An 11687-nucleotide genomic window follows, 5' to 3' on the forward strand; every position below is an offset into this window, starting at 1 on the left:
GGGGCAGGCCAAGACACAGGAGGTGCAACCGATGCATCGGTCCTCATCAATCATGACTACGCCGTCCTCCTGGCGAATGGCCTGCACCGGGCAGGCATGTGCACAGGGGGCATTTTCACAATGCCGGCACTGCACTGGCACATACGTATCTCCGGCGCGTACCACATATACCTTGGGAACCACAGGCACACTGACGGTTCCGACCGAAGCGCCTATACCCCCCGCCTGCCCATGAACGGCGAAGCACGCCAGTTCACAGGCTTTGCAGCCAATACATTGCCCGCCGTCTGCAACGACGAATGAGGAGGCAACAGCACTTGTTCTATCGGCTGACCCCATTCTGTTTGTCGGACGGCTCAGCGTGTTTCGCGCGCCGCTCATCTCGTCACCTTGTCAGCTAAAACGGCTTCCTGAACGTTCATTTGTTTACGAATCTGTTGGTATGATTCATGTACATCACGTTCAGCCTGCGCTTGGTCGGCAATCCGCTCCAACCGGATGGCACAGTATTTTAATTCCGGGGTTTTGGATACCGGGTCGAGAAAATCGGCGGTCAACTCGTTACATGCTCCGACCCACCAGTGATAGGTCATGTAGGTCGCACCTTTCTGCACACGGTCACTGATTTGTGCCCGCGCCATAATGCGTCCCCGACGTGAGGAGATAGCCACAATTTCGCCATCCAGAATGTTCAGATCTGCTCCGTCTTCTGGGCTAATCTGAATAAATCCAGGTTCATCAGACAACTGGCGCAATGCACGGCAGTTACCAGTCATAGTACGTACGGAGTAATGGCCTACCTCACGTACTGTAGATAAGACAAGCGGGAATTGGGCATCCGGTTGTTCTTGCGGCGGGCGCCATTCGCAAGCGAATAATCGGCCTTTACCACTAGGTGTGGAAAATTGGTTGCCTTTGTACAAATACGGTGTACCTGGATGATCCTCTGTAGGGCATGGCCATTGTACGCCGCCTTGTTCCTCCATTTTCTGATAGCTGGCACCAGCGAATAAGGGACTTAGGCTTCGCATTTCATCCCAAATTTCCTCTGTGTTTGCATAGGACATAGGGTAGCCCATAGCAGTAGCAACCTCGCTAATAATAGCCCAGTCTGGCTTTACATCACCCTGAGGCTCGACGGCCTTGCGGATGCGCTGAAAGCCACGGTCTGCCGAAGAATACACCCCGTCATGCTCGCCCCAAGCGGTAGAAGGGAGGATGACATCCGCATGCAGTGCCGTCTTGTTCATGAAAATATCCTGCACAACGACAAATTCCAATTTTTCCAGTGCTTCACGCAGCTCGGCAGCGTTCGGATCACTTTGTACAGGATCTTCGCCGAAGATATAATAAGCCTTCAGTTTGTTCTCTTTCAGAATGAGATGTGGTACTTCTGTAAGTGAATATCCTTTTTTGCGTGGTAGCTCAACACCCCATGCTTTTTCAAACTTTTTACGAACTGCGGTGTCGATGACATCCTGGTAACCAGGATACACATTGGGCAATGCACCCATGTCGCAGGAGCCCTGAACATTGTTTTGTCCACGTACAGGGCCAATACCAACATTCGGTTTGCCCAGATTACCAGTAAGCAGGGCAAGGGAAGCAAGACCTTTTACTACATCAACGGCCTGTGAAAATTGACATACGCCCATTCCGTATAGAATTGTAGCGGTAGGAGCTTTGGCATATTCCCTCATAGCCGCCCGAATGTCAGCAGCCTTGACACCTGTAATGCCTTCCGCATATTCAGGTGTATATTTTTTAATGTTTTCTACATATTCGGCAAAGCCTTCTGTGTTTGCTTCGACATATCGTTTGTCGTACAGCCCTTCATGTACTAGCACATGACCAAAGGCGTTCACCAAAGCCATGTTCGAGCCGCCTTTTAGAGGTAGCCACATATCCGCGATGCGTCCTGTTTCAGTCATACGCGGATCACATACAATAATTTTGGCACCTCTTTGCTTGGCAGCTACAATACGTCTTGCGACGATAGGATGCGTTTCGGGCGCATTGTATCCAAACACGAAAAGGAGATCTGAATGTTCAATTTCAGGAATAGAGTTGGACATAGCCCCATCCCCAAGCGAGTAAGTCAAACCTGCTACGGAAGGGCCGTGGCATACACGGGCACAGTGATCAATATTGTTGGTGCCAATGACTGCCCGCATGAACTTTTGCATGACATAATTGGCTTCATTCCCCGGACCGCGTGCGGAGCCCGTCCCCATGATAGAGTCAGGTCCATACTTTTCCTTAATTGCTGACAGCCGTTCGGCAGTATACTGAATGGCTTCATCCCATTCCACTTCCTCCATGACTCCATTTTTGCGAATCATGGGCTTGCGCAAGCGTGCAGTCAGAATCTGTGGATCATTCAGAAAATCCCACCCGTAATGTCCCTTCAGACACAATGTTCCTTCATTTGTACGGCCATTAGCTGGCTCTGCGCCAATTACCTGTCCTTTGTCCACTAGCAAATGAAGCTGACAACCGCTTCCGCAGTATGGACATACTGTTAATACTTTGTCTGCCATGTGTGCAGCACCTCTTTTTATATGAAATAGATGAAACTCGTAACATGAAAAAAAGCCAATACAAAAATGCCGCTTTACGCTGCATCCTGTACTGGCTTATCCGCGAGCGAGGAGCTAATCTCCTTCCCGCTAATCCAACCGGGGTATGTGCTGTAATTCACAAGTAATGATAATATGTCCGTCTCCATGGACGGAGGGGCAGACCTCCCAAGTGTAAGTGAAGGGACTGCCAAGTGTTTTTTCGGCTTCCCTCATAAACTCCTTTTCCAGATAAGGACGAAGGACGTTCCAGTAATCACTGACCTTTTCCACAGCGCCTTCATGAACGAGAATTTCGGACAAATTAGACAAAGTACCCTGGATCTCTACTGTAACTCGGAGTGGTGAGTCCAGAGAGACCTTAACGTTGTCCGGTCCTTTCCCTCGGTAATGCTTGACAATACATACGGCCAGCTTCCTGATGCGCTCTCGGTATTCCAATTCGGTATTCAACATCTGGACACTCCGCTTCGAATCAAAATAAAGGCGAACTTGCCGCGCATGCCAGACAGCCTCTGTAGCTAAATTAGAACAGGAAGTAAATGTCCCGACCAAAATGGTCTGCCCAGCACGGCGTATCACTCTTCTATGGTAGAACAGGTTGACCTCGAAAGATGTGAAATTCATTACACCAGACCAAAATTTTACATGAATTAGATTAGAGGGAGGCACCTAGTTATAGGCCAAAACTATTACTTCTATAGATATCATATCTTAGACCAATCAGGCATGCCATGGTATATTGTTGACATCCAAGAGAGAGCTGTACAGCTTCTCTCCACTAGGTTCGAAAAACACAGGGGTGAATATTGATGAGTAAAAAGACCATGTTCGAGAAAATTTGGGATAACCATGTCATCTATCAGGAAGCGGGCAAGCCGAGTATTTTGTACATTGATCTTCATCTCGTGCATGAGGTAACTTCACCGCAGGCGTTTGAGGGCCTCCGTCTTAGTGGGCGCAAGGTACGTCGTCCAGAGCTCACGTTTGCTACAATGGATCATAACGTACCGACCAAAGATCGTTACAATATTACGGACCCGATTTCCAAGCAGCAGATTGATACATTAACTCAAAATTGCCGCGATTTTGGTGTCACACTATATGATCTGGATACGGTGGATCAAGGTGTCGTTCACGTTATGGGACCTGAACTAGGTCTGACTCATCCGGGGAAAACGATTGTTTGTGGCGATAGCCATACCTCCACTCATGGTGCGTTTGGAGCACTCGCTTTTGGTATCGGAACCAGCGAGGTAGAGCACGTATTGGCAACCCAATGTCTCCAGCAAGCAAAAGCAAAAACGATGGAGGTTCGTTTTGTAGGGCGTCGCAAACCTGGGGTGACAGCCAAGGACATGATTTTGGGTGTCATCGCCAAATACGGTACTGATTTCGCTACAGGCTATGTTATTGAGTACACGGGCGAGTCCATCCGCGAATTGAGCATGGAAGAACGCATGACAGTGTGTAACATGTCCATTGAAGGCGGAGCCAGAGCAGGTATGATTGCGCCAGACGAAACGACTTTCAACTACTTGCGTGGACGCGAGCATGTGCCACAAGGTGATGCTTTTGATCAAGCAGTTGCTGAGTGGAAAGAGCTTGTCACCGACGAAGGCGCCGAGTTTGATGTCGTACTGGAGTTTGACGTGGATTCCTTAATTCCACAAGTAACGTGGGGCACCAGTCCGGGCATGGGTACAGATATTTCCTCAACCGTACCAATTCCGGCAGAATTACCGACAGAAAACGAACGTAAAGCAGCTGAAAAAGCGCTTGAATATATGGATTTGAAGCCAGGCACACCAATCACGGATATTGCGATTGACTATGTGTTTATCGGTTCTTGCACCAACGGACGGATTGAAGATTTGCGCGCTGCGGCCGAGGTAGCCAAGGGCTACAAGGTTTCTGACAAAGTCACAGCAATTGTCGTACCTGGTTCGGGTCGTGTGAAAATTCAGGCTGAACAAGAAGGACTGGACGTCATTTTTCAAGAAGCAGGATTTGAATGGCGCGAAGCGGGTTGCAGCATGTGTCTTGCGATGAATCCAGATGTACTTCAACCGGGGCAGCGCTGTGCTTCAACTTCTAATCGTAACTTTGAAGGTCGTCAGGGACGCGGAGGACGGACTCACCTTGTATCTCCGGCCATGGCAGCCGCTGCGGCGATTCATGGACACTTTGTCGATGTACGGGATTGGAAATTCAAGCAGGAAGAAGTTGTCCGCTAGGATACGGAGGAGGAATTTACGATGGAAGCTTTCACAACTTTAAAAGGTATTGTAGCGCCTGTGGATCGGGTGAACGTGGATACGGATGCTATTATTCCTAAGCAATTTTTGAAACGCATCGAGCGCACAGGTTTTGGGCAGTTTTTGTTCTACGAGTGGCGGTTTGATGAGGCAGGCAATATTAATCCTGAATTTGAACCGAACAAGCCTCGTTATGCAGGGGCCTCTGTGCTGATTTCTCGCGCCAACTTTGGCTGCGGCTCCTCTCGTGAGCATGCGCCATGGGCCATCATGGACTATGGGTACCGTTGTGTAATCGCGCCTTCTTTTGCGGATATCTTCTATAATAACTGTTTTAAAAACGGTATTTTACCGGTCAAGCTGTCTGAAGAGCAAGTAGAGGAATTGTTCCAGCGCACGGCAAAGCATGATGGCTATCAATTGAACATAGACCTGAATGAAAAAACAATCACTGATGATTACGGTCTGCATATTGAATTCGATTTGGATGAACATCGTCGTCAATTTCTGTTGCAAGGCTTGGACGATATTGGCTTGACACTCCAGCATGAGTCTGAAATTCTGGCTTATGAGCAGAAACGTGCGGCAAAACAAGGCGCATAATGCTCATTTCCAGTTCAGTTTCAATAGAAGGAATATAGTTGATTTATTTGATAAACAGACAGCCCGTACTGGCAACTCTTTTGCCTGCGGGCTTTTGTTATGTTTAGATCATAAATTGGTAAATAAGGGGTTGACGGTTCGACTCAACATGGTATTGTAAATGTAAAATGGTTGATGGATTGTATCTGTGAAGAAACATAAAAAATACATAAATAAGTTAGGGGAATGAGGATGAAGAAATATGGTTGGGTGATACTAGCGGCTATTATGATTTGGTTATGGCCGTCCTCCCCTCATGTAAATGCGGCTGGAGCAGAATTGTTTTTGGATGGCAAAAGGGTGGAAGCGCCTGCAGATGCCAAGCCTGAAATGGTCAATGGTAAAATCATGGTACCGCTCAGGGTGGTTGGCGAGCAGCTTGGATACCAGTTTAAGTGGGAACCACAAGCCTATAAAATTTCAATTCAAAAAAATAGTACCGATATGTCTATGTATGTAGGCCGTACATCGGCTGATGTGAATGGAAAAACAGTCAGTTTGGATGCACCGCCTGTGCTGCGGGGCAGCTCGACCATGGTTCCCTTGCGTTTTGTTGGGGAGCAAATGGGATTAAAAGTAGATTGGAATAATCAAAATAAATCCGTAAACCTCAGTCAGAAGATGGCAACTCAACAAGCGGATAAGCAGTCTCAATCCCAACAATCGTCGCAAACGTCAACACAGAGCACAAAAAGTACAACTAAAACGTCTGCAGCAACAGTGACGACATTAGCTCCAGTTGAAGCAGACAAGCATTCGGAAGCCGTTTCTTCACCATCCAAGGAGTCGAAGGCGGAACAGACTGCTGCAAATGCGCTGCTTGTACAAAACATTTCCTTTGATAATGAAACGCTAAAGATTTCTCTGAACAAAGACCTAACTCCTAAAGTATCCAAAATGACGGGACCTGACCGTATAGTTGTTGATTTACCGGAGGCTTCACTATCAACAGATCTTCTTCAGTCGTTTCCGGTTCGCAAGGATGGCACGCGGGCGTTGACGATTAGTGACAGTCAGGATGTACAGGAAATCAGATTTGCTCCTGCGGATGGAACAAAAGGGGGCGCTCGTATCGTCATTGTATTAAACCAGGTGCGTGATTACGATCTTTCAACAAACGGCATAGGAGATATCACCCTTAAGTTACGTGAACGTAGTGTGAATCCGGAGATAGTAGCACCAACGAATGTCGAAGGACGGCGAATTGTCGTAATTGATCCAGGACATGGCGGCAAGGACCCTGGAGCAGGCAGTGTGACTGGACGACATGAGAAGGAATTTACTTTGGCGGTAGCATTAAAGGTTCAGCAGCTTCTTCAAAATGATCCTGCTATTCAAATTGTATTAACTCGCGATGGAGATACGTACCCTACGCTGGATGAACGGCCACAGCTCGCTAATAATCAACAGGCTAGCGTGTTTGTTTCCATTCATGGCAACAGCATGCCAGCTTCTAATAACGGAAAAGCCAATGGCTCTGAAACCTATTATGCACGTCAGGAAAGTCTGAGCCTCGCCACGATCATGCACAAACATCTTGTGGCTGCAACCGGGTTCAAGGATAATGGCATTAAGGTGGCAAACCATGTGGTGACGAGAAAATCACAAATGCCCGCTGTATTGCTGGAATGTGGCTACCTTAGTAATCTGTCCAATGAAGCGGCCATGTTTACAGAAGAAACACAGCAGAAGATTGCCGAAGGTATTGTCGATAGCCTAAGGGAGTATCTTGGAACAGGTACAGGAATAACTGAAACACTCAACTAAGAGTACTTGGAATAAAAGCTACTTTTTCACCTTTTGATGAAAATTCATGGGGGGTGAAAAATAGCTTTTTTTATTTTTTTGACTGTGACTTTTGACGGAAAGCGAATGGTCTATATTTTTAGTCAAAATTCGACAAAAAATAGTCCTTTAGCACGTATATTTCTGTTATGATGGAATATATTCGCAACTTTTGGTGTGAGATAACGTCTATAAGGTTGTCTGATATTACATAAGCGCGTATATCAGGTCGCCGCACCGGAGCATGTGGCAAAAAAATTATGAATGGAAGGGTGACGAATGAAGAAATTTGGTTTTTTGTTGTTATTATTTGTCTTCATGTGGGCGGTTCCGGGTTATGGACATGCGGCTTCGAGTGGAACACAGATCTATCTCGACGATCAACAGTTAAGTGTCCCTAGTGGGGCTAAGGCACAAGTTATTGGCGGAAGTACGATGGTTCCGCTACGCGTAATTTCTGAAAATTTGGGATATGACGTGACGTGGAAGCAGCAGGCGCGAACCATAACGATTGAGAAGGACAGTACCTCGATCCGGATGATAATCGGAAGTAAGACGGCGACTGTCAATGGGAGCGATATTAGTCTGGATGCTTCGCCTCTGCTGCGTTCCGATTATGCCCTTGTACCGCTTCGCTTTATCGGCGAGCAGATGGGACTGGACGTAAAATGGGACAGCAGCTCCAAGTCCGTAAAATTATATACCCGCAGCAGCGGGTCTGGAAACGGGGAATTTACACCTCCCAAGTCCGGAAATAACAGTACAGATACAGGTAGTGTAACGGCGCCAGCCAATAATGCGGATCCAGGTGTGACGTGGGTGCAGGGGGTTAACTTTAGCCAAAACCGTCTAACCATCACAACAGCGGGTGCCGTCAAGCCGAAAGCGTTTACGATGACAGGTCCCGATCGGGTAGTGGTGGATTTGCCAGCAACTGCGTTTGCTGATAATTTTGGAGACCAACAGAAGCTGGATAGCAATTTGAATGGTTCGCTGGACATTGAAAATGAAGCGGATGTGTCTGGGATCCGTTATGCTTTATTTCAAAAGGAACCATCAACGGTGCGTGTTGTTATTGATCTGAAACATGCCATGAATTATACCGCATATAATGATGGATCCAATCATGTGATCGTCGATCTGGCTTCCAAGGATTCGGTGAATACGACGCCAGACGCAACGTTACCGGATGGGTCACAGCCAGATGATACGCAGACATCTCCAGTGAACAGCAATGGTAAAAAGATCGTTGTTATTGATGCTGGACATGGAGCCAAAGATTCCGGAGCAGTGGGTGCTTCAAGAAAAAATTATGAAAAGACCTTCAACTTGGCGATGGCTCTGAAAGTAGAAAGCATATTAAAACAGAATCCGAATATTGAGGTTGTGTTAACACGTAGCGATGATACTTTTTTAGAGCTTAAACAGCGTGTAAAAGTGGCTGAAAATCTTAAAGCTAACGTATTTGTATCCATTCATGCTAACAGCAGCGGTAGCTCGGCTTCCAATGGTACAGAGACGTATTACCAGCGTAGTGCAAGCAAAGCGTTTGCTGACGTTATGCATAAGTACTTTGCTCCTGCGACAGGTCTGACAGACCGAGGCATTCGTTATGGAAATTTCCATGTGATTCGGGAAACGACTATGCCGGCTGTTTTGCTTGAAGTAGGATATCTGAGTAATCCAAAAGAGGAAGCAACACTGTTTGATGGAGATTTTCAAAACCGGGTAGCTCAAGGGATTGCAGATGGAATCACAGCGTATCTCGGCGTAAAATAAATCTTCAACAAACCGCTTGCCAACGTTAAGCAAGGAGGGGGACAGACGTATGAACAAGAAAATTGTAATTGCAGGTCTGCTGGCACTGTTTGCCATTGCAGGTGCAGGGTGTGCCTCTAAGCAAACATCGGCTCCTGCGACTCCATCTCAGGAAACACAAACTCCAGCTGCACAAAATAATACACCTGACCAGACGACCCCTGATTCATCAGCGCAGTCTGCTGAAAATAATGGAGCGAGTCAAACACCTGCAACTCCATCGACGGAGCCTACCAAGACCAAAACGGACACGGAAAAGTCGGGAGATCAACAAACACAGCAGATCACGGTGTACTACACAGATACTCAAGAGAACGGCTTGAAAGAACAGAAAAAGGAAATTACTTACCCAAGCGAGCTGGAAAAATTCAAAAAAGCGTTTGAAGCTCTACAAAAAAGTGGTAATTCTGCTCTCATTCCGTTATGGTCCGAGAAAATTAATGTGCATAAGATCAAATTAGATAACGGTGCATTGACCTTTGATATTTCTCTGCCGGATGAGGCTCGATTAGGAGCTGGCGGCGAGGAGTTAGCTATTGATGCCTTGAAGCAAACGATGTTTCAATTCAAGGAAGTCAAAACACTGGATTTGCTTGTAGATGGTCAATCTCTGGAGTCCTTGATGGGACATGTAGATTTAGAGCATCCTATGAGTCGCTAATCGATCAGACTGTATGAAAATTTCTTGGGAATTTACACACTTTTCACGTGCAATCTGTGACAGATAATGATAATATAGGAGTGTATTTCTCGCCTATGCAGGCAGTCATGCACAAATAGTATTCGTTTCTTTCCGGATGATTATTTAGAGTGACCGTCTTGATGCGGGCTATCCCGTATCAAGACGTTTTTTTTGCTAGGAGGCAGGATTTCCGTGAATGCAGCAACCGCACGTCATATATTGGACACCATCGGTACAATGTTTCCGGAGGCCCATTGTGAGCTGAATCATAACAATGCTTTTGAATTAACAATAGCCGTGTTATTGTCTGCTCAATGCTCCGATCAGATGGTCAATAAAGTAACGGCAGACCTGTTTCAAAAGTACAAGTCACCTGAGGATTATCTGGCTGTTCCTCTTGAGGAACTGGAGCAGGATATTCGTAGAATCGGCTTGTACCGAAACAAGGCCAAGCATATTCATAACCTCTGCCGTATTTTAATAGACCAGTACGGGGGAGAGATCCCCTCGGAGCATGATCAACTGGTCAAGCTACCCGGTGTTGGCCGCAAGACGGCTAATGTCGTAGTTTCTACTGCTTTTGATGTACCAGCTATTGCGGTAGATACGCATGTAGAGCGCGTTTCCAAACGGCTCGGCTTTGCAGGGTGGGATGATTCAGTGCTTGAGGTGGAAAAAAAGCTGATGAAAAGGGTACCTAGGGATGAATGGTCTGTGACCCATCACCGGCTCATTTTTTTCGGACGCTACCATTGTAAAGCTCAAAACCCTCAATGTCAGGTATGTCCATTACTTGATGTGTGCAGGGAAGGCAAGAAACGTATGAAAACGTCTCTTATCAGAAAAGATAAGAAACGTAGAGCTTAAAGACCCGATAGACCTATTTGGGTAATAGGGTTTAACCATTTATGTGTAGAAAAGGATGAAGAGTAATGAAGTGCATTTCGGTATATACAGACAATTTTGAAGCGTTCTCTGACATTTTCGAGCAAATTGTAACAACAGAGTTTGCTGAAAATGAAGAACGCGAATTAGAAGGAATCACAGTTAGTCATTCTGGTGATGTACCCGAGCATTACTTGGAGCGTATGTCGCAAAAGCCAGAAGTGGTCGTAATGAAGGACAAATCTCGTGGAATTACGATTTTACAGCATGGTCAAGTATTTGAAATTTTGCTGCCAGTGCTTGAGACTGCGGCTAATTAAGTGCAATTAGCGGATGACATGCGTTTTGCATGTTCCGGTATAGGCGGCTCGGCTGGTCTAACCAGCCCGAAGGCGCATATTTTGCACAAGCTTTACAGACCATCATCAAACGCTGGATATGGACGATTTCATTATTCAGCCGTTGCGGTTTTACATTTCAATATCAGGAAGCAGGCTCACCCGTTGTTTACATATCTTGCTTCATTGTTGCCCTTTGAGGGGCTTTGATGAAACGCATTCGGTTGCCAAAATACTTATTCGTTTAATTCATCAAACGATTTGAAGCAACGACAGACAGCCCCTCTGGATGTTGTCATTTACAAGAACAGCGTTCCCGAAAGCCAGGTACAGGCAGGGAGCGCTTTTTTTAGTTTTTTTATTGTGATGATTCTCACAGTGGCTTAAGAATGCTACAATATAGCTATTTGGTGCAGATAAGAAACAAGGAGTGGAGCCGTAGCTTATGATGCAAACGATTACAGGGGATGCGGAAAAGTGGTTTAATACGATAGAACAGATACAGGATAGCTTGTATAAAGCAAGGGATGTAGCAGGAGCGAAGGCGGTAGGAGATTTGCTGGAAAAAGCGCATGCGCAAGAGCTGACCATTGCCTTTTGTGGACATTTTTCAGCAGGTAAATCAAGCTTGATTAACAGCCTGTGTGGTAAAACCGTGCTCCCATCTGGACCGGTGCCTACGAGCGCTAATGTAGTGTCT

General features: G+C 46.4%; 11 protein-coding genes. 8 read left to right on the forward strand and 3 right to left on the reverse strand.

What is annotated here, in order from left to right:
• The 3 genes from AC5V8P_RS17700 to AC5V8P_RS17710 all read right to left on the reverse strand — a co-directional run.
• Positions 1-381 (reverse strand): 4Fe-4S dicluster domain-containing protein (locus AC5V8P_RS17700; RefSeq protein WP_495473749.1); only part of this gene is annotated, 381 nt, incomplete at its 3' end.
• Positions 378-2540, reverse strand: coding sequence for a formate dehydrogenase subunit alpha (gene fdhF, locus AC5V8P_RS17705; RefSeq protein WP_064796448.1), 2163 nt, complete (start codon positions 2538-2540; stop codon positions 378-380). The genes fdhF and AC5V8P_RS17700, both read right to left, overlap by 4 nt.
• Before the next feature lie 129 nt (positions 2541-2669).
• A complete protein-coding gene (locus AC5V8P_RS17710; protein WP_231116798.1) occupies positions 2670-3206 on the reverse strand; it encodes a hypothetical protein in 537 nt (178 codons plus the stop codon).
• 185 nt (positions 3207-3391) lie between these two features.
• Here AC5V8P_RS17710 and leuC point away from each other — a divergent pair, with 185 nt between their 5' ends.
• From leuC to AC5V8P_RS17750, 8 genes are all read left to right on the forward strand, one after another.
• A complete protein-coding gene (leuC, locus tag AC5V8P_RS17715; RefSeq protein ID WP_064796449.1) occupies positions 3392-4816 on the forward strand; it encodes a 3-isopropylmalate dehydratase large subunit in 1425 nt (474 codons plus the stop codon).
• 21 nt (positions 4817-4837) lie between these two features.
• The gene (gene leuD / locus AC5V8P_RS17720) at positions 4838-5440 is read left to right on the forward strand and encodes a 3-isopropylmalate dehydratase small subunit (RefSeq protein ID WP_064796450.1); all 603 of its coding nucleotides are present in this window, start codon (positions 4838-4840) and stop codon (positions 5438-5440) included.
• Between the two features lie 231 nt (positions 5441-5671).
• Positions 5672-7246 carry an N-acetylmuramoyl-L-alanine amidase gene (locus AC5V8P_RS17725; RefSeq protein WP_064796451.1) on the forward strand — a complete coding sequence of 525 codons (1575 nt, stop codon included), beginning with the start codon at positions 5672-5674 and terminating at the stop codon, positions 7244-7246.
• Between the two features lie 297 nt (positions 7247-7543).
• Complete coding sequence (locus AC5V8P_RS17730; protein ID WP_064796452.1) at positions 7544-9043, forward strand: N-acetylmuramoyl-L-alanine amidase family protein; 1500 nt, start codon at positions 7544-7546, stop codon at positions 9041-9043.
• 49 nt (positions 9044-9092) lie between these two features.
• Positions 9093-9743: a GerMN domain-containing protein gene (locus AC5V8P_RS17735; protein WP_064796453.1), complete on the forward strand. Its 651-nt coding sequence runs from the start codon at positions 9093-9095 to the stop codon at positions 9741-9743.
• Positions 9744-9956: 213 nt separating this feature from the next.
• Positions 9957-10631 (forward strand): endonuclease III, encoded by a 675-nt coding sequence (gene nth, locus AC5V8P_RS17740; protein ID WP_063213415.1) that lies wholly within the window; start codon positions 9957-9959, stop codon positions 10629-10631.
• A gap of 65 nt (positions 10632-10696) precedes the next feature.
• On the forward strand, positions 10697-10969 hold the full coding sequence (locus AC5V8P_RS17745) for a hypothetical protein (protein ID WP_013310628.1): 273 nt from the start codon (positions 10697-10699) through the stop codon (positions 10967-10969).
• A gap of 463 nt (positions 10970-11432) precedes the next feature.
• A partial coding sequence (locus tag AC5V8P_RS17750) for a dynamin family protein (RefSeq protein WP_495473750.1) occupies positions 11433-11687 on the forward strand: 255 nt, incomplete at its 3' end.

It is taken from the genome of Paenibacillus sp. N119s (assembly GCF_059447605.1).